The 18749-nt window shown below is 48.7% G+C and carries 21 protein-coding genes; 10 read left to right on the top strand and 11 right to left on the bottom strand.

The annotated features are described in order from the left end of the window. Positions 1-69: 69 nt before the first annotated feature. The 3 genes from MJO52_RS06435 to MJO52_RS06425 all read right to left on the bottom strand — a co-directional run bounded on the left by MJO52_RS06435 (position 70) and on the right by MJO52_RS06425 (position 1595). Complete coding sequence (locus MJO52_RS06435; protein ID WP_252085123.1) at positions 70-675, bottom strand: hypothetical protein; 606 nt, start codon at positions 673-675, stop codon at positions 70-72. Positions 676-785: 110 nt separating this feature from the next. Continuing rightward, entirely contained in the window at positions 786-1076 is a 291-nt protein-coding gene (locus MJO52_RS06430; protein ID WP_252085122.1) for a hypothetical protein, read from the bottom strand. A 141-nt stretch (positions 1077-1217) separates the two neighbouring features. Then, positions 1218-1595, bottom strand: coding sequence for a hypothetical protein (locus MJO52_RS06425; RefSeq protein WP_252085121.1), 378 nt, complete (start codon positions 1593-1595; stop codon positions 1218-1220). Positions 1596-1900: 305 nt separating this feature from the next. Between MJO52_RS06425 and MJO52_RS06420 the strand changes: the two genes are divergently transcribed. Next, on the top strand, positions 1901-2842 hold the full coding sequence (locus MJO52_RS06420; protein WP_252082793.1) for an IS110 family transposase: 942 nt from the start codon (positions 1901-1903) through the stop codon (positions 2840-2842). Between the two features lie 28 nt (positions 2843-2870). Here the strand turns inward: MJO52_RS06420 and MJO52_RS06415 are convergent, their stop codons facing one another. Beyond that, positions 2871-3104, bottom strand: a complete 234-nt coding sequence (locus MJO52_RS06415; protein ID WP_252085120.1) for a hypothetical protein — start codon at positions 3102-3104, stop codon at positions 2871-2873. A gap of 161 nt (positions 3105-3265) precedes the next feature. Continuing rightward, on the bottom strand, positions 3266-3511 hold the full coding sequence (locus tag MJO52_RS06410) for a hypothetical protein (RefSeq protein ID WP_252085119.1): 246 nt from the start codon (positions 3509-3511) through the stop codon (positions 3266-3268). A gap of 1258 nt (positions 3512-4769) precedes the next feature. On the opposite strand from MJO52_RS06410, the gene mutS reads away from it, so the two are divergent. The 4 genes from mutS (at position 4770) to MJO52_RS06390 (ending at position 8884) form a co-directional block, all read left to right on the top strand. Continuing rightward, positions 4770-7430, top strand: coding sequence for a DNA mismatch repair protein MutS (mutS, locus tag MJO52_RS06405; RefSeq protein ID WP_252085118.1), 2661 nt, complete (start codon positions 4770-4772; stop codon positions 7428-7430). 137 nt (positions 7431-7567) lie between these two features. Further along, complete coding sequence (gene fdxA, locus MJO52_RS06400; protein WP_252085117.1) at positions 7568-7891, top strand: ferredoxin FdxA; 324 nt, start codon at positions 7568-7570, stop codon at positions 7889-7891. A gap of 66 nt (positions 7892-7957) precedes the next feature. Then, positions 7958-8626 carry a polysaccharide deacetylase family protein gene (locus tag MJO52_RS06395; RefSeq protein ID WP_252085116.1) on the top strand — a complete coding sequence of 223 codons (669 nt, stop codon included), beginning with the start codon at positions 7958-7960 and terminating at the stop codon, positions 8624-8626. A 90-nt stretch (positions 8627-8716) separates the two neighbouring features. Next, entirely contained in the window at positions 8717-8884 is a 168-nt protein-coding gene (locus MJO52_RS06390; RefSeq protein ID WP_252085115.1) for a DUF1328 domain-containing protein, read from the top strand. Positions 8885-8928: 44 nt separating this feature from the next. On the opposite strand, the gene MJO52_RS06385 is transcribed toward MJO52_RS06390, so the two are convergent. Further along, positions 8929-9471, bottom strand: a complete 543-nt coding sequence (locus MJO52_RS06385; protein ID WP_252085114.1) for a carboxymuconolactone decarboxylase family protein — start codon at positions 9469-9471, stop codon at positions 8929-8931. Between the two features lie 85 nt (positions 9472-9556). On the opposite strand from MJO52_RS06385, the gene dinB reads away from it, so the two are divergent. The 5 genes from dinB to MJO52_RS06360 all read left to right on the top strand — a co-directional run bounded on the left by dinB (position 9557) and on the right by MJO52_RS06360 (position 13944). Next, positions 9557-10636: a DNA polymerase IV gene (gene dinB / locus MJO52_RS06380; RefSeq protein ID WP_252085113.1), complete on the top strand. Its 1080-nt coding sequence runs from the start codon at positions 9557-9559 to the stop codon at positions 10634-10636. Positions 10637-11081: 445 nt separating this feature from the next. Next, positions 11082-11603 (top strand): RNA polymerase sigma factor, encoded by a 522-nt coding sequence (locus MJO52_RS06375; RefSeq protein ID WP_252085112.1) that lies wholly within the window; start codon positions 11082-11084, stop codon positions 11601-11603. A 13-nt stretch (positions 11604-11616) separates the two neighbouring features. Continuing rightward, entirely contained in the window at positions 11617-12066 is a 450-nt protein-coding gene (locus MJO52_RS06370; RefSeq protein ID WP_252085111.1) for a hypothetical protein, read from the top strand. A 71-nt stretch (positions 12067-12137) separates the two neighbouring features. Beyond that, on the top strand, positions 12138-12686 hold the full coding sequence (locus MJO52_RS06365; RefSeq protein ID WP_252085110.1) for a hypothetical protein: 549 nt from the start codon (positions 12138-12140) through the stop codon (positions 12684-12686). Between the two features lie 493 nt (positions 12687-13179). Continuing rightward, positions 13180-13944 carry a substrate-binding periplasmic protein gene (locus MJO52_RS06360; RefSeq protein ID WP_252085109.1) on the top strand — a complete coding sequence of 255 codons (765 nt, stop codon included), beginning with the start codon at positions 13180-13182 and terminating at the stop codon, positions 13942-13944. 162 nt (positions 13945-14106) lie between these two features. On the opposite strand, the gene MJO52_RS06355 is transcribed toward MJO52_RS06360, so the two are convergent. The 5 genes from MJO52_RS06355 to MJO52_RS06335 form a co-directional block, all read right to left on the bottom strand. Beyond that, the gene (locus MJO52_RS06355) at positions 14107-14883 is read right to left on the bottom strand and encodes an SDR family NAD(P)-dependent oxidoreductase (RefSeq protein WP_252085108.1); all 777 of its coding nucleotides are present in this window, start codon (positions 14881-14883) and stop codon (positions 14107-14109) included. 1 nt (position 14884) lies between these two features. Then, complete coding sequence (locus MJO52_RS06350; RefSeq protein WP_252085107.1) at positions 14885-15661, bottom strand: SDR family oxidoreductase; 777 nt, start codon at positions 15659-15661, stop codon at positions 14885-14887. Between the two features lie 70 nt (positions 15662-15731). Then, on the bottom strand, positions 15732-16787 hold the full coding sequence (locus tag MJO52_RS06345; RefSeq protein ID WP_252085106.1) for a phosphotransferase: 1056 nt from the start codon (positions 16785-16787) through the stop codon (positions 15732-15734). Continuing rightward, positions 16780-18012 carry an acyl-CoA dehydrogenase family protein gene (locus MJO52_RS06340; RefSeq protein ID WP_252085105.1) on the bottom strand — a complete coding sequence of 411 codons (1233 nt, stop codon included), beginning with the start codon at positions 18010-18012 and terminating at the stop codon, positions 16780-16782. The genes MJO52_RS06345 and MJO52_RS06340 overlap by 8 nt, the downstream gene beginning before the upstream one ends. Positions 18013-18047: 35 nt before the next feature. After that, positions 18048-18725 carry a histidine phosphatase family protein gene (locus tag MJO52_RS06335; protein ID WP_252085104.1) on the bottom strand — a complete coding sequence of 226 codons (678 nt, stop codon included), beginning with the start codon at positions 18723-18725 and terminating at the stop codon, positions 18048-18050. Positions 18726-18749 lie beyond the last annotated feature (24 nt).

Genomic DNA, 18749 nt, shown 5'->3' with positions numbered 1-18749 from the left:
GCGGAAATGTAACGTCTGGCTCTGGGGCTGCATGGAGCGCAGCGTAATGCAGTCCCTAGCAGCCACTTGTTACGTGCTGAATTTGCACAGATGTTTGATTGTTTTTTCATGTTCTTTACCCACCAAACCGACATCTTGATGAAAACGAAATCCAGACCTCTTAACTTTGGCCGCTTCAAGTGCCTTTTGTGCTTCTGAACCATCGTTATTGATTAGAGCTTTAGAGGCATGCCACTTATAATGATCAAGTGGAAACGTAAGCCTATCAACATGCTCATGTAATACACTTAGTGCGTAAGCGTACTCATTTTTTATTTTTTGAGTTGCCACCAAATATGGATAATCAAGGTACACCCCTGTTTGATGGTTTGGAAGCTCCCTTTCTCTTTCAAGTATCTCTTTAAAGGTGGCTATACATCCTTCGAGATCATTTAGCTCTATAAATGCATTGGCTTTTGCTAATAGTGCTCGAACATCTTCAAATTTGTCTTTTCTGGATTCGAAGTATTCATCAACCAAACGAATAGATATCTCTGGATGCTTGTCAGCCAAAGCAAGAGCTTGGATTACCAAGTACTGATCTCGTTGCGTTCTTGCTCGTTTCAACTTCGAGTAGAAGTGCTCTTCGATAGATTCGTTCCAATCTTTATTTCTATACCAATCGTCAAATGACACGATATTCCCTTAGCACGTAACGCCCAGCACACGGGCGGCCGAAACAGAGCGAAGCGGCGTGTAGGCCGTCCAGCCCGGTGCTTTTTGCCGGGCGATCGTGCTGCTGTTTGTTATGAGCTTGGCCATGATAGAGTATCGAAGAAAATTTCTGTGTAATATTCATGAGATACACCCAGTTTATATACTCCAAACTCAACTTGGGTTTCTTCCATTTTTTCCACCCACAATCTATCAGCTCTCAATATCTCACACAGATCCTCTGAATCGCGAACGCCCGATAGTTTGGTACCGATGGCTTCTCCAGAAGCAACAAAATCGAATGAAACTAGAAAAGAATCACCGTCACGTACGACGTGGAGCTCATCAACGGAGACGCCCTTATATATTTTTCCTAGCTCCATGGTCTAGTGTTCCTTTGACTCATAACGCCCAGCGCAGGCGCAGCCAGCGCGGAGCGCTTTTTGTGTTAATGTTTGAGCGCCAGCGAGTAACACAAAAAGTGCGTAGCGTTGGCTGTCGCTCTGCCGCTGCTTGTTATGTGCTCACCAATTTCTTCTGGATAAAGCGAAGGGCGCGGCTGGTTTATCTTTTCTGAATTCAGCCTCACTACAACTAAACCTGACACTCCATAATAGATAGTCAGATTCAGCAGTGAAGAAGATCTCAAACTCTGAGTGCTCACCCCACTCATTAAGACCTATATCTATAAACTGGACGTCTAGCTTGCATTTAATCGGGTTTGCGACGATTTCATTAATATAGCTAACACAATCATCAAGTAGTTGATGATAATTAGCTTCGACATAATTGAGCATTGAGACACTTTTAGCATCTGCAGAGTCTTTTGTTCCAGATAGGTTTACTTCTTCAACTTCTGAAATAGAGGTAAGCCACTTATTCTCTTTCTCGTTAAATATCATCTCTCAAATCTCTGCCCTGCATATAACGCCAAGCTCACCCGCGGAGGCGCGATAGCGCCGGAGTCGGTGTGCAGCGTCTTGTATGGTTGTTCTTGTCCAATTCTGATGTTGAAAATCCTTTTCGCTAACGGGTAAATTGAGACCCACCTTCGGCGGCCACCGAAGGCCTTGTTTGTCACAGTTCGTTGCTGCGCCGGTTCATAAAGACCGTTAACAAGTATGAACGTGACAGACACTCACTAGGCATAACTCGAATAGTCATGTGGGCCTCGAGCCCGAATAGCAAGGCGGAGATAGCTTATCTTATGGAACCTCAAGAGATCAATGTCGGTATCGATACCAGCAGTAAACAACTCGATATATATGTGAGACCTAATGGCCAGTTCTTTAGTGTTACCAATAACAAAGAGGGTATTAAAGACGCCATTAAACAACTACAACCGCTTAAACCGCAAAGAGTATTAATCGAGTCCACAGGAAGACTAGAATTAGAATTCGTCTGTGCTGCTTATAAAGCGGGACTGCCGATAGTTGTTTGCAATCCTTTACAAGTAAGAAACTTTGCAAAGTCAGCGGGGCGACTCGCCAAAACAGATAAGCTAGATGCAATTGATATCGCACATTTTGGTGAAGCAATGAAGCCAAGATTGTCATCAATCAAACCAGAAAAACTTAGAAATATTAGTGATTTACTGACGGTCAGGAACCAGTGCTTAGAAATGAGCACAATGCAAAAGAATCGCCTCAAGAGAATGCCCAAATCTGTTCACAAGCCCATTCAGGCTATCTTAAAAGCCATCAAGAAAGAGCTTGAAGGGGTCGATAAGCAACTTGATAAACTTGTTAACAGTGTTGCCGAGTGGCGACAAAAACGCGATCTCTTATTAAGTGCTAAAGGAGTTGGCAATGTACTGGCTTACACGCTAATGAGCGAACTTCCTGAGCTGGGCAAGTTGAACCGCAAAGAGATTGCGGCACTTGTGGGTATCGCCCCGATGAATCGTGATAGCGGCAGCTTCCAGGGTAAGCGCTATATTCGAGGTGGGCGACATCGTGTACGCACGGTTTTGTTTGTTTCTATGATGTCGGCAATACAATGCCACCCTAAATTAAAGCCAATGTATGAGCGCCTGGTCGCTGCTGGTAAACCAAAGAAAGTAGCCCTTATCGCATGTATGAGGAAGCAACTTACCATTCTAAATACGATGGTAAAAAACAACACTTACTGGGATGAGAAAATGGCTTAAATACTTGACAAAGGACCATAGTCACTTGTTATGTGCTGCCAGTTTTAAGCCACTTTATTTTCCAGTTAGACTCTTTGAAATAGCTTTCTAGCTCTGAATATGAGCTGACCCAAGAGTCAAAACCTTCTGATTCTTCATCATTCAAGTCTTTCCCGGTAAGAATCAGAAAACCACCAGTATTTTCAGAATCATTTAAGACCTTTATTTGAAAGCCCTCTTCATCTCCTGATTCTATGATTCCTAGCTTTCCAATTTCAATCACGCAACTCTCCGAGGCGCATAACGCCGCCGGCAGGGGCAGCTTACCTTGTGCGCTTTTTGCGCGAAAATGGGAGCGTAGCGACCTGCGCAAAAAGTGCATAAGGTAAGCTGTCCCGCGGAGGGCTGAAGGCCCGGAGCAAATTGCCCGGCCTTGTTATAACTCTACCGGTGCTCATAGTTACGGAGCGCATCTTCACATTTGGCCAAATTACAGTTTTCTTCCAATATATACAGCAAAGTATCAGAGGCTTCTGCTAGTTTTGATTTGGCCTCCTCAAGTTTACCTGCATCCAGCAGCGATTGAATCTCCGCAATTAGCTTAAGCTGATAAATCGCATTATCTGATAATACTTCCTCGACGATTACACCAGATTTTTGGTCAATATGCTGATCGACAACTTTGGCCAAAAAATACCCACCGAACATTACAAGTAGAAAAACGATAGAGAAAATATATGTTCTTCTCATACGAGCCTGATATTTACTCTTGAGTTATAACGTTGCCAGCAAGGGCAGCCGAAGCGGAGCGTAGGCTGTCCAGCCCAGCCTCCGGCTGGGCGATCTTGCCTGGCCTGGTTATAGCTGGCGCGTACTTAACGACCTACTTGCTCTTTGCCAGCCACCTGTGGCTGGCCACTGCCCGATAAATTTACTGGGAAAAGTACCATACTTTCCCCACCAATTAACTATCTGACTGGCACTCTACAATGCGGCAGCTAACTTGCAGAATTTGTTGGCTTAAAACGAAGGCACTTGAACGAAACTGAGGTACCAGTTTGCAGGAGAACTCTTTGGTGAAGTTTGTTCAGGTAGAGATTGTTACTTACAGCAACTACAAACTATCTAAAAATTGACCGCCACAATAACAGTTAATTCAAAAGCAGCGTCTACATATCACCCTTCTATATAATTCTGCTGTCCTCAATCAAAGCCAACTTAAAAACCTAGTAAAGTCAAAGAACTACATTGAGTGTCACAAAATAAAATAGGTAGATATATAGCAGCGTCTTTATAATTCCACGTTATCCCTGCTTTATATCACTTTTCACATCCGTTAAAAATCAACAAGATATAGAATTTTTCCCAGAAATAGGAGCAGCGTCTTTTGAATTCTGATATGTAAAGCAGGACTTAGTTATCAGTACTGTATTTCATCAGCCTACTATGCACATATGTCCCAGCTGGAGGGATGCGCTACCGCGTAAAGAATTGGCTTGCTTAGTACTCGACCTTACTGAGTCAGGAATCTTTTTTGTTGAGATCAGCAGCAGACTCTTTAGAGCAAAGAAAAGTGAAAGCCCTCACCTCAAAAGCAAAACATCCCACTTCTTTATTAAAGTTCTCATAAAATCACAGGGTCGCTGATAGCCATCTCTCCAGCGGTTGATAAGCCATCCATAGTGGTTTGTCTTCCACTCTGCTATTCTGCGCCCCCTATAAGGAAGCTCTTCGAACTTTGGCCTGGACCTTTCTGTTCAGATCTATCCCGATTGCATGCTTCAAGAACATCAGGTTTGGGCTTGCCGTTCATTATTTGATCGAACGCTTCTGCTCATTAAGCCCCCAGGAAACCTGCCCCCTACCCCAATCTGAGCCGACCGCCACTCCTGCGGAGCTCTTGGGGTTTGCGAACACTTTTGTAACTTACTGATTTTCTTAGAGAAAAATGCCAAAAACCGCAAACAAGACTAAGGCCGCGAAACCCGAACACACCCCCATGATGCAGCAATACATGCGCATCAAGGCCCAGCATCCCCAAGAGCTGGTGTTCTATCGTATGGGGGACTTTTACGAGCTGTTCTTTGATGATGCCAAGAAGGCGGCTGAGCTGTTGGATGTCACTCTTACTGCGCGTGGCAAGTCCGGGGGTGAGCCTATACCCATGGCCGGTATTCCCTACCATGCAGCTGAGGGCTACTTGGCGCGGCTGATTAAAGCTGGTGTTTCCGTTGCCATCTGCGAACAAATCGGTGATCCCGCCACCAGCAAAGGGCCGGTTGAGCGCCAGGTAGTACGTATTGTTACTCCGGGCACGGTCACGGACGAGGCACTTCTCAACGATCGCCGCGATAACCTCCTGGCTGCTATTTCGCACTTGGGCGATGTATTTGGCCTGGCACTGCTGGACCTGGCAACTGGCCGTTTTGTGGTTCAGGAAACAGATTCTCTGGAAGCCCTGGCCGAGCAGGTTCAGCGCCATAACCCGGCTGAATTACTCGCGCCAGAAGACCTCTCTTTGCCAGTGGAAATTGAACGCCGTGCCGGTGTACGCCGCCGTGCGCCTTGGGAGTTCGAGCTGGAAACCGCCCTGCGCCTGCTCAATCAACAATTTGGCACCATGAACCTGGAAGCCTTTGGTTGCAGTCATATGCACGGCGCCATAGTGGCCGCCGGCTGCCTGCTGCAATATGCACGGGATACCCAGCGCACCGAGCTGCCACACATTCGCGGTCTGCACACCGAAAGCGGCGACGAAACCGTGGCCCTGGATGGCGCCAGCCGCCGCAATCTGGAAATCGATCTGAACCTGAATGGCGGCGATGACAATACCTTGCTGTCGGTTCTCGACAGCTGTAAAACCGCCATGGGTAGTCGCCTGCTGCGCCGCTGGCTGAACAACCCGCTGCGCCAGCTCACTACCCTGCGCAATCGCCAGGATGCCATTGCTGCATTGATTGAAGAGTATGGTTTCGAGCCCCTGCGCGATGCCCTCAAACCCGTGGGTGATATGGAGCGCATTCTGGGCCGCCTGGCACTGCGTTCCGCACGCCCCCGCGACCTGGCAAGGCTGGGTCAGTCTCTGGCACAGTTCCCCGAAATCCAACAGCAGCTAAATGAATCAAATGCCACTCTAATAAAAGAGTTATGCGGTCAGATCGGTGAATGGCCTGAAACCGTTGCGTTGCTGCAAAAAGCGATTATTGAAAACCCGCCTGTCGTGATACGCGATGGCGGCGTAATCGCCACCGGTTACGATGAAGAGCTGGATGAGCTGCGCGCTATCAGTGAGAACGCAGGGGATTACCTGGTACAGCTGGAACTGCGTGAAAAAGAGCGCACTGGTATCCCCACATTGAAGGTGGGTTACAACCGGGTCCACGGCTACTTTATTGAAATCAGCCGTGGACAGAGTGACAAAGCACCGGCGGAATATATCCGCCGCCAAACCCTGAAGAATGCCGAACGCTTTATTACTCCCGAATTAAAAGAGTTCGAAGACAAGGCGCTTTCAGCCAAAAGCCGCGCCCTGGCGCGAGAGAAGGCCCTCTATGAGGCGCTGATTAATCAACTAAATGAGTCTCTGGCTGAACTTCAAGCCGCTGCGGCTGGTATTTCTGAGTTGGATGTTCTGGCCTGCTTGGCCGAACGTGCCGACAACCTGCGCCTGTGCCGCCCTGAGCTGGGCACCGATCCTGGCCTGCATATCACCGGTGGACGTCACCCTGTGGTGGAACAGGTATTGGACGAACCCTTTGTCGCCAACGATATCGAGCTGCGCGACGATCGCCGTATGCTGGTCATTACCGGCCCGAATATGGGTGGTAAATCTACCTATATGCGCCAGACTGCGCTGATTGCCCTGCTGGCGCACTGCGGCAGCTATGTCCCAGCAGACAGCGCCCAGATCGGTCTGCTGGATCGCATCTTTACCCGTATCGGCAGTGCCGATGACCTGGCCGGTGGCCGCTCCACATTTATGGTGGAAATGACCGAGACCGCTAATATCCTGCGCAATGCCAGTGAACACAGCCTGGTACTGATGGATGAAATCGGCCGCGGCACCAGTACCTATGATGGTCTTTCCCTGGCCTGGGCCTGCGCTCATTACCTGGCCGGAGAAGTGCGCGCCTTCACCTTGTTCGCCACCCATTACTTCGAGCTGACCGATCTACCCAATCAATGTGCCGAAGCAGCCAACATCCACTTGGACGCCACAGAGCACGGTGAGGGCATCGTCTTCCTGCATCGCATTCAGGAGGGCCCCGCCTCCAAAAGTTACGGTTTACAAGTGGCCAAGTTGGCGGGGATTCCCGCCGATGTACTCACAGAGGCCCGTACTCGCTTGGCGGCCTTGGAGGCCGGCGCCCAGTCAGTAGATGTACCCGTAGTGACTCCCGAGTCCACTCAAGCACCTGAGCAGGCAACGGAAACGACTATAGCGCCAGTGCTCTCAGCACCAACTCAAGCTGATTCTCCCCAACAGGTCGATCTGTTCGGCAGTCCCAGCCACCCTGCAGTGGATGCGCTGGAGGAGCTGGACCCAGACGATCTGACCCCGCGCCAGGCCCTGGAAGCGCTCTATGCTTTACGCAAGTTATTGAAGTAAAAGGCCGGGCGGCAATTGTCGCCCAGTGCAACTTGTTATAAACAGTGAACTAAATCGACTGAAAAGCCACTACAATTCGCGCCAGTAATTGATAGAATCCGTGCTCGAAAGAATCAGTGCACTATTGAGGGACAATCATGACATTCGTAATTGGGGAAAACTGCATTAAGTGCAAATACACCGACTGTGTAGAGGTTTGCCCGGTAGACTGTTTTTACGAAGGCCCTAACTTTCTAGTGATCCATCCCGACGAGTGTATCGACTGCGCCCTGTGCGAGCCGGAGTGCCCCGCCAATGCGATTTTCTCTGAGGACGAAGTACCCGATGATCAACAGGAATACATCGAGTTGAATGCCGAACTCGCCGAGGTTTGGCCAAATATCACCGAGAAAAAAGACCCGCTACCCGATGCCGAAGAGTGGGATGGCAAGAAAGGCAAGCTCGACCTTCTCGAGCGATAGCAAAGCACAAAAAGCCGTCTCTGACGGCTTTTTTCTTTTCTGGTCCAGATAAAATTGCCGCATTAAATGAGAATAATAATATTTACGGTATCGAGCATTTTCCTTTGCCTGTCTCTGGCAGTACTGGCAGAACCCGAAGAGAAAAAACGTATTGCCCTGGCTTTTAGTGGCGGGCCTGTGCCGGGCATAACCGAATCCCTGTTACACCAGCTTGAAGCCCTGCAAATACCCACAACTTTCTTTCTGGTTGGCAAGGATATGGAGCGTTATCCCAATCAAACACACGCCATAGTGAGTGCAGGCCACCAGGTGGGAAGTCACGGTTACTCCTATGTCGACTTGGCAAATCTACCTTTGAGTAGTGCCAAAGCAGAGATTAAAAAGACCTGTCTGCTTTTACAGCATCATGGCTATCGAGAAAAACCGGCGATCCTGCCCCCTTTTGGACGTATCTCTGAAGAGCTTGGCAGCCTTCTGGCTGCACAAAATTTCGAGTTGGCTCAATGGGACCTGGAGCCTCACCTGCATGTGGATATGAGCAGGCCCGAGCTCATCGCCGACTACATAGTTCAGAATGCCAAAGACGGCAGCGTGGTAATGCTGCACCCAATGTATGCGCATGGTAAGGAGGTGGCAGCAGCACTACCTCTCATCCATGCACAGACCACGAAACAAGGGTTTTACTTTGTTAGCCTGGATAAGGTCACAGATACTGGCGGTGATAGAAATTTGTAATTACCGACTCCATTCACTACCAATTAAGGGATTGGGAGTCTGCCCCCAAAGTTTTGCAACCGGTTCCCTCTATCTTAACTGGAGACCACTATGCTACGTTGGGCCATTATTTTCCTGGTTATTGCACTGATAGCCGCATTTTTCGGTTTCAGTGGTATCGCCACAACAGCGACAGAAATCGCTAAAATCCTCTTCTTCATCTTTATTGTGCTTTTTGTCCTGACATTGATTTTTGGCAGGGGCCGGCCACCCAAGTAATACCCTTGCGCTATACAAGATTTAACCCCGGCAATTCACCGGGGTTATTTTTGGTGGGGCGTTCTGGTTGGCACCAGATCCAGCACTTCTGCCAGGTGGTTGAAGCCCAGCACCAGCTCCATAACCCCCAAGGCTTCCAATAACTCATCATCCCCCGCTCCCAGCTTGCGTGCCTCAGCGATCAGGTGCTGCCGGTGATCGTCTGGGGATGTATTGGCGTTGCGAGCTAGGTCAAACAGCGCATGCTCCTTCTCGGAAAAGTGCACATTCTTTGGATCTGTGCGAATACGCATGACTTCATCGGGGGTTACCCCGAGCATTTGCAGGGAGGTACTGTGGTGGTAAATGCCATAATCACAGTGATTATCCGCAGAGACCGCCAAGCCAATAGCCTCCTTCAGCTGGGCGGAAAGACAGCCGTGTAACATCACTGCCTTGAACTTCTGCCAATTAGCTAGCAGCAGTCCTTGGTGGTGGGCATAAATCCTAAACAGGCTGGGAATCCCACCCAGCTCATCCTGAATTTCTGCAAATACCCTGATGGCTTCATCTGAATCAGGGGTCTCCACTAAAGGAATGCTACTCATCGTTCACCTATCCGTTGTCAAACCGGCTCTGTCTAAAGGCAGAAATAACTTCCTGGCGCCATAAAACACTGTATATAATCACAGCATGAGAAAGATTATCCACTGCGACTGTGATTGTTTTTACGCTTCGGTCGAAATGCGAGACGATCCCAATCTTCGCGGGCGCCCACTCGCCGTAGGTGGTAGCAGTGACCGCCGCGGGGTAATCTCCACATGCAATTATGAAGCTCGCAGTTACGGCGTGCGCTCCGCCATGCCAACCGCCCAGGCCAAAAAACTCTGCCCTGACTTGATTGTAGTACCCGGCAACATGGCCAAATACCGTGAAGTCAGTCAGCAGATCCGCGAAATTTTCCTCGATTACTGTGACGATATTGAGCCCCTTTCGCTGGATGAGGCTTTTCTAGATGTCAGTAATAGTGGGCGCTGCCACGGTAGCGCTACATTAATGGCGGAGGAGATCCGCCAAAGAGTGAGAGAGACCCTTGGCATTACGATCTCAGCCGGCGTTGCCCCAAACAAGTTCCTGGCCAAGATCGCCAGTGACTGGCGTAAACCCGATGGACTCACGGTAATCACGCCAGAGGAAGTAGATCAATTCGTATTGCGTTTACCGGTGAACAAAATCCATGGTGTGGGCCGAGTAACAGCAGAGAAAATGCACCGCCAAGGAATTCACACCTGTGCCGACCTCAGGCGCTATTCCCAGGTGGAGTTGAGTAAAACCTTTGGGAAGTTTGGGCGCCGTCTCTATGAACTGAGCCGCGGCATCGACGATCGCCCAGTGAGTGGAGATGGCTCTCGCAAGAGTGTCAGTGTGGAGCGCACCTTTAACAAGGATCTCTGTGAGTTTAACGAATGGTTGGAGGAAATGACTCACCTGTATACGCGACTGCTGGAACGCCTGGAAAAACTCGGTGATCGTTATGAGGTAAATGGTGCCACCGTAAAGGTAAAATATGCTGACTTTTCCCAGAGTACTCATGAACGCAATAGTCGCGCAGGTCGAATTTCTGAATTTCGCCAGTTACTGCAGGAATGCTGGGATAAACGATCGACTCCCATTCGCCTGCTTGGCGTAGGTCTGAGGCTAACAGATCTGCGCGCCGAACACGGTCCCTTACAACTGCCTCTACCACTGCCGGATTTGCCGACACATCACTAACCGGGAGACTTCTCAAGCAAATTATTTTTTATAAATAGTTTGCCCTGCCCCCGCAGAACCGGTCGCATTTTTTCTGTCATATTTTCAAACAAAGCGAACATCGACAATTTTAAAGAAAACACTCTTTATTAAGAGAATTTTTGAGTCAAAAAAATTCATTGCGCGCCAATTACCCTTCAGAAAAAGGTTTAAAGCGCCAAACGACCGTTCATCAAGTTATGGCGTTACCCGTTACCCTCTGTAAGCCCTGGCTAAGCAGGGGCATCTATACTTCGCAGGCCAAGAGAACTTGGGCGGATCTAAAAGCAATAGGCACCCAAAGTTGTTCACTTGGATAAAAAATTTAATGTCTAAACCGACTACAATTTTTATGATCAACGACGCATAAATCCAGACCTAAGCCACCTCTGGCTTTCGGGTTCACTGCGTACGGAGGCACAACACTTTGTCTCGCAAAGCGTTCCAACAATTTTCTGATGAAAAACTGCTCGAGCATTACCGGGAGAAACGCAGTCTTGCTGTATTTGAGCCACTGTATAACCGCCACAAAGACGCTCTCTATCGCTACTGCGTACAAATGGCACCCTCTTCAACCACACAGTTGCTACAGGCCCTGTGGGAAAATATCTTACAGAACCCTCCGCAACTTCATGGCCGGCTATTTAGAAACTGGCTGTTTATTCAAGTCAACAAAGCTCTACGGGAACATGTAGACAGCACTACACAATCTGAGGCATTAACCAGTGAGAGTAAGGTTGTCGCAGCTATTCAAAAACTCCCCAAGCTTCAGCGCAACGTATTATTACTGCATATGGAGTGCAAACTCTCCCTGGCCTCAGTAGCGGATATAGAGCGTATTTCACTGAAAAAATGTCGAGAGTATTACCAGTTGGCTCGACAACAAATTGAAACCCTGATCTACGGATCTCAAGCAAAACCCTGGCAAGTGGAGGCCATAAAAGAGTGATTGAGGTAGAAGCATGAGTAACTGGGAGCACCAATACCGCGAAGAGGCGTCAGCTTTTACCTCACCGCAACAGTTAGACAGTGGAATCTTATTACAGGCAAAAGGCTATCAACCGAAAAAGGATATAGGCCGAATCTTATCCGGAGCCTCCCTGAGTTGCGCTTTGGTGACCGCTTTTTTAATGTTGGTACATCCGGCACAGCACCTTGGTGCCCGAACCCCCGCTATGACTCAGAATCATGAGATTCAACTAACCACTCAAGAAATTGCCCAGTGGCAACCTCCTCGGCCAGAACCTGAAGTAAAGGAAGACCCATGGCAGACATTACGCAGCCAGGTTAGTGCCGAAAACTATGTTGCTCTTTGCCAAGAATGGCGCCAACAACAAAATAATATTGCGGAACCGGTCTTACCCCGAGAACTGCGTAAGGCAGCGCAGAAACGCTGTCGGATTCTGCCATAGAAACAGTAGCTCTCTTACCAGTGTGCTACGTCTATTTCTACACTTAAGCATCAGTGTCGTTGCAGTGCAAAATGACACTTATAAACAATAAAGTTACAAAGAGTGAGCTGGCCGTGGTGGGCATCTATGGCGCGGGTGGCTCCAATGCCGGTGATAACCAAGCTTTGAGGGCTTGGGTAACCGAAATGGGTGGGGCCATGTTCGGTCCAACTGAAAAAAGTAAAGCCCGGGATTTTCTAGTGGGGGCATCTCTACAGCAGAAGCACTTATTACTGCTTGGCTACAGCCGTGGGGGAACCACGGCCATCAACCTGGCCAATTTACTCGGTCGCAAAGGCATATCCCTAAACCACCTGATAATCTTCGATGCACATAGTGTCTTCGATAATAGAATTTTTTATCTCAGATATGACAATGTTCAGCAAGCGATCAATTTTCTGCAGAGAAACCCCAGAAGCGCTGGTCGATATGGCTGGTGGGGAACAAATCCTTACTGGGGAAGCCCACTAGTCTCTAACTTTATAAAAGTTCAAGAAATTGACTTTACCGGTGCATTCTTTAGAAGAGGGATGCCGGTTTCCCATTTAAACATCGTCCGTCAATCTCTTGCTTCGCTCTGACTTCTTAAACTCAAAGACAGCGATAAAAAGTAGCAACAAAAATTCTTTACCCTTAAAACTCTAGAGAGAGAGCAGAAAGATAACCTACTCATAAACCCCAGCAGTTTTCCTCAGCATAAGTGATCACTTAATTTCAACCATCTACTCCCAAACTGGTTTCTTGGCTGCTTCTGGGTTCGTATCAATAGATGGTTTACCCATGATTCACTTCGGGAAACAGTTAATTCATCGCTGAGTAATCTCTAATCTTCTTATAGAGTCTCTCCCAGCGCCTTTAAGACTTCCCATATTCTTTTTAGAAATCAATTTTTACTTTGAATATTCCCTTTAGAACACTATCTTCATTAATAACTTATTACATCGAAGACTCATATTCCTTTGCCCCCTTTGAAAAAAAGACAAAAACTCCATATCAAAAAAAATATTGTCTTTAGCCTAATATATCTACATTACCCTATTAACCTCAGATATCCGCTAAGCAAGTGAAATCAATATGCCAGCAAAAATATTATCGCATCTTAGCCTACTCCTGATCTGCTTCGCCTTCTCAAGCCACGCCAAAGAATTGAAAATTGCCATATCTCAGGATGCCCCCCCCTATGTCATCAATCAAGCGAAGAGTGGGTTAGAAGTTGATGTCATCACCCAGTCTCTTCCAGATTACACCATCTCTTTTATCCAAATGGGCTGGGGGGAGATTCTTGGAGCAATAGAGCGAGGTATGGCAGAGGCCGAAGCGAACGTACACGGAAATAATGGAGACCTCTATTATTCAAATGACTATATAGCTTTTATCAACTACGCAATCAGCCGTAAAAAAGATCAAATTAAAATCAATCAACTAAAGGATCTAGTAGGACACCACGTAATAACCTGGACAGGAGCACACAAGGATCTTGGGCCAGAATTTAGCCAGCTCTTCTCTCCCGGAAAGATAGGTGCAAAGAATTATGTAGAATTAGAAAGCTCTCAAGATCAGGTAAAGGAATTCTGGAGGGAAGACAACTCAATTATAATCATTGATAAAAGTATTTTTTCTTATTTCTCCTCTAAAGATGGCCACTCTATGAATGAGGTCGATATCCATACAATCGTTGTACCTGTTCTGACATTTAAAATGGCATTTAAAAATAAAGCAGACAGAGATGCCTTCAATCACGGTCTCAGACAGCTATGCAATAAAGGAATATACGAAGCTCTCCTAAAGCGATATAGCGTTGCACCAGAAGCCAATATCTGCAAAAACCTTTCGCAATAAACTTGCTTTTAGGATTCTCCATCGCGGACTGGTTTTCATCAACCAAAAAAATATCAGGTTGTGGGCTGTTAACACCTATCTGCCTTCTCCCTTGCTCGGCAATAAATCTTCAGGGGTGGCAGTGCAGGTATTAACAGCACCTATTTTGATCCACCTCAGCTATCAATAAGCCGATAAACCGCCATCCACAGCCAGTGCCTGGCCGGTAACATAAGTCATCTTCGGAGAGAGTAGCATTAACATAGCCGCTACTACTTCTTCCGGCTCACCAAGACGCTTCATCGGACAACCTTCGGCGAGAAAAGCCTGAACCTCTTCCGGGCTGGCCCCTGGGGCCTCCACAGAAGTCACCATTGGCGTCAGGCAATAGAATGGGCAAATGGCATTCACTCGAATACCGTACTTGGCATTTTCCATTGCTGCAGTTTTGGTCAGTCCAATAACCCCATGCTTGGCGGCCGCATAGGAGGCAATTTTGGGTGCACCCCCCAGCCCTGCCATAGAGGAAACATTGAGAACCACACCGCCACGATCTTTCATTAATGGCAGCTGGTGTTTGAGACCGAAAAATACGCCCTTCAGGTTTACATTGTATTGATGGTCCATCATCGCTTCGTCAGTCTGCTTCAGGGACATCATCGGCGGAGCGATACCGGCATTATTAACCGCCATATTCAGGCCACCGAACTCAGACTCGGCCAGTCGCACCAGAGCAACGCAATCCGCTTCAGAGGAAACATCGCAACGTTGAGCGCGCACCTGGATACCATCACTACCCAGGTCATCAGCGAGTTGCATCAGGCCCTCTTCATTAATATCTCCAAGTACCAAGCGCGCTCCGCGAGATCCCAACTCTTTAGCCAGCAGTTTGCCAAAACCACTGGCGGCGCCGGTAATTAGGGCAACCTGGTTGTCGAAATCCAATATTGGATCTTGCATATTAAATTCCCCCACAGGAAGTCATTCCGCCATCCACCACTACGCATTCGCCCGTGGTGTAACTGGAGGCGTTGGAAACTAAGTAGAGTACTGTACCCGCCATCTCCTCAGGCTCGGCGTGACGGTGCATAGGGATATGGCCGATTGCGGTTTTATAAATATCCTCGTGGGTGAAGAGTGCCCCGGCAAACTTGGTTTTGGTCAGCCCAGGCAATAGGGCATTAACACGGATATTAAACTGGGCACACTCCTTGGCAAAGGCTTTGGTCATATTGACTACTGCCGCCTTGGTGATGGAATAGATTCCCTGCCCCACACCAGGCTGCAGGGCATTGACCGAGGCAGTATTCACAATCACACCACCACCCTGCTCACGCATCAACTTGCCCGCTTCCACAGACATAAAGAAATAGCCACGAATATTCACTTCAACCGTTTTTTCAAAAGCCGCGAGGTCGGTATCAAGAATATGACCAAAATAGGGGTTGGTAGCCGCATTGTTAATTAGGATATCCAGCCGCCCAAAGCGTTCGCGGACATCGGAAAACATTTTCTGGATATCTTCCATATTGCCGATATGGCAAGGCACCGCTTCCGCTTTACCGCCGGCATCGACAATCGCATCGGCAACAGCCTGACAGCCTTCAATTTTTCGGCTGGATACCAGCACATGGGCGCCCTGCTCTGCCAAAAGTTTTGCAATTGCCTCACCAATACCTCGGCTCGCACCGGTTACCAGAGCAATTTTTCCGGTGAGATCAAAAAGATTCTTTGCCATTTTTTTATCCTTATCATTTTTCCAAAGCACAATAAAAAGCGAAATAAATTGTATCGAGATGACCTTCTAACTAACTCGCCTCACTGGCAATGCTCATTGCCGTTTGTGCCAGTGGCGCTACCAGGGCGCCGAGGCTGGCCGCATTGCGATTAGAGGCGTTGCCATCCTGTGCGCGTTTGGCCACGCCCTGGACTATCGCCGCTAAACGGAAAAAACTAAACGCTAAATAAAAAGGCCAGTGATCAATGCCCTCAATCCCCATACGCTCACAATACTTGGCCACATAGGCCTGTTCAGAGGGGATACCCAGCGAGGCAATATCCAGCCCCAACAGGCCGGACATCTTGTCACCCCCAGCAGGCATACGCATTTGCATGCACTGATAGGCAAGATCGGCAAATGGGTGGCCCAACGTAGAAAGTTCCCAATCCAGCAGGGCGATCACTTTGGCTTCTTTAGGGTGGAAAATCATATTGTCGAGGCGGTAATCACCGTGTACCAGAGCTATCCGACCATCGTCTTCCGGAAGCGCACTGCCAAGCCATTCAATCAACTCTTCCATCGCCGCAATAGGCTGTGTCTCGGAAGCCCGATATTGCCCCGTCCAACGCTCCAGCTGCCGCTGAAAATAATTTCCTGGGCGGCCGTAATCAGATAAGCCCAAAGAGTCGATGTCGAGACTATGTAAAGCGGCGAGTACTCGATTCATTTCATCGTACATAGCACTGCGCGCAGGGGCGTCCACTTCGGGAATTGAAGCATTCCAGAAGATCCGCCCCTCACAGTATTCCATCAGGTAAAACATGGAACCGATCAAATCCCGGTCTTCACATAAATGAAAAACTTTGGGCACCGGTACATCGGTATCTGCCAGTGCAGACATAACACGGAACTCACGATCCACTGCGTGAGCAGATTTCAACAGTTTTCCCGGGGGTTGCCGACGCAATACATAGGTATTTGAAGGCGTTTCCAGCTTAAAGGTGGGATTGGATTGACCGCCGGAAAATTTACTGACTTTCAGTGGCCCGGAAAAACCTTCAACATTTGCGCTGAGGTATTCCTGCAACTTTTCCAGCGGCAAAGCTTCCACTGAGTTACGTGACTCCTTTACGGTTTCAGACATGCTCCTCTCCCTGTGCAGTCTCTGCGGCATAACGGGCAGCCAAGTTGCGCCCCAGCTGCATCATATGTACTTGATCTGGTCCATCGGCTAAACGGATAGTCCGCGCGTAAGCATAGTGGTGGGCCAAGCTATAGTCCTGGCTCAACCCTGCCGCACCGTGAATCTGGATAGCGCGGTCAATCACCTTACAGGCCATTTGCGGTGCAACAACTTTAATCATGGCAATCAGGTCTTTGGCCGCTTTATTGCCAAGTCGATCCATTTGCGCCGCAGCTTTTAAAGTTAGCAAACGTGCCTGCTCAATTTCACAGGCAGATCTGGCAATATCCTCCCGCACTGAGCCCTGCTTGCTCATCGGGCGACCAAACACAATACGATTTTCCGCGCGGCCTGCCATCATTTCCAGGGCGCGCTGGGCCTGGCCAATCAGACGCATACAATGGTGAATTCTGCCCGGTCCCAAACGCCCCTGGGCAATTTCAAAACCACGCCCTTCTCCGAAAATCAGATTAGACGCAGGCACCCGAACATTCTCAAAAATCACTTCCGCATGACCTTCCGGAGCATCGTCGTAGCCAAATACCTGCATGGGCCGAATTATTTTTACCCCAGGGGTATCTGTGGGAACCAGGATTTGCGATTGCTGGCGATGCCGATCCGGATTAGTGGGATCGGTCTTGCCCATCACAATCATGACCTTACAGCGCTTATTCATCAGGCCACTAATATAAAATTTATGACCATTAATCACATATTCATCGCCATCGCGCACGATAGAAGTTTCAATATTCGTAGCATCGGAGGAGGCCACCTTGGGTTCGGTCATGGCGAACGCCGAGCGAATATTGCCCTCCAGCAATGGCCTCAGCCAGGTTTCCCGCTGCGCTTCCGATCCGTACTGGGCCAACACTTCCATATTACCGGTATCCGGAGCGCTGCAATTAAAAATTTCTGAGGCAAATAAGACCTTGCCCATCTCCTCCGCCAAAGGCGCATATTCCAAGTTGGTAAGGCCGGCACCAAAGCGGGAATCGGGTAAGAATAAATTCCACAGCTCAGCCTCACGGGCTTTTTCTTTTAGAGCCTCCATAATAGGGGGCTCGCCCCAGGGATCATCCTGTAACTGCTGTATATAAGTACTCTCAGCAGGATATACATATTCCTGCATAAAGCTTTTGAGCCGCTCCAACAGGCCCTGTACCTTTTCTGAATATTCAAACTCCATGTCTTTTCACCTTTAATTGTGTTGTAGGTTTTAATTCAGCTGTAAGTCACGGAAGCGTGGCGCTCATCTCTCTCCAAATGAGGCACGTGATTAAAACTGTTCAAGCTGAGCCCCTGCCCTGCGCTAGAGAAAAAACGGGTAGTGCCGGTATTCTGTATCTGCATATTGAGTTTGATCACCGATTCGGGGGGACCGCCCAATACCTGCCGCACCATCATGGCAATAGCCCCACCGGAACTGACCACCAGAGTTTTACTGCCTTTGGGGCTATCGCTGATTAAATCCAAAACTTCACGAATGCGATTTTCGAATGCCTGCCAACTCTCTGCCGGTGCAATTTCCCCTGCAGACCAGGCGAGCATGCCCTGCATTAGAAAGCGGTAAAAGTCGGCACGGGGTGCATTGGGGCCCGGGGTAGCTGTGGATTTTTTCTCACTGTAGAGGCGAGCTACTTCAAGGAAGTCGAACTCATTCAATTGGGGAACCACCGTCAAGTGGCCCTCTAAGTCGATGCCAAGGCCTGCACAGATACCCTGGGTAGTTTGCCGATGACGGCGCAGGCTGCCGCAGAAAATCCGGTCAAACTTCTGGCCAGTGCCCCGCCAGTATTCCCCTAGCCAGCGGGATTGCTGCCAGCCGATATCGGAGAGATTGTCGTAATCATCGGCGCCGAAGGACGCCTGTCCATGGCGCACCACGATTGATTCGGCCACAGCGAGTTCCTCTTTTTATGGAAC

This window comes from Microbulbifer variabilis, from assembly GCF_023716485.1.
GTDB classification, from domain to species: domain Bacteria; phylum Pseudomonadota; class Gammaproteobacteria; order Pseudomonadales; family Cellvibrionaceae; genus Microbulbifer; species Microbulbifer variabilis_B.
This window is presented reverse-complemented; position numbering and strand designations above follow the sequence as displayed.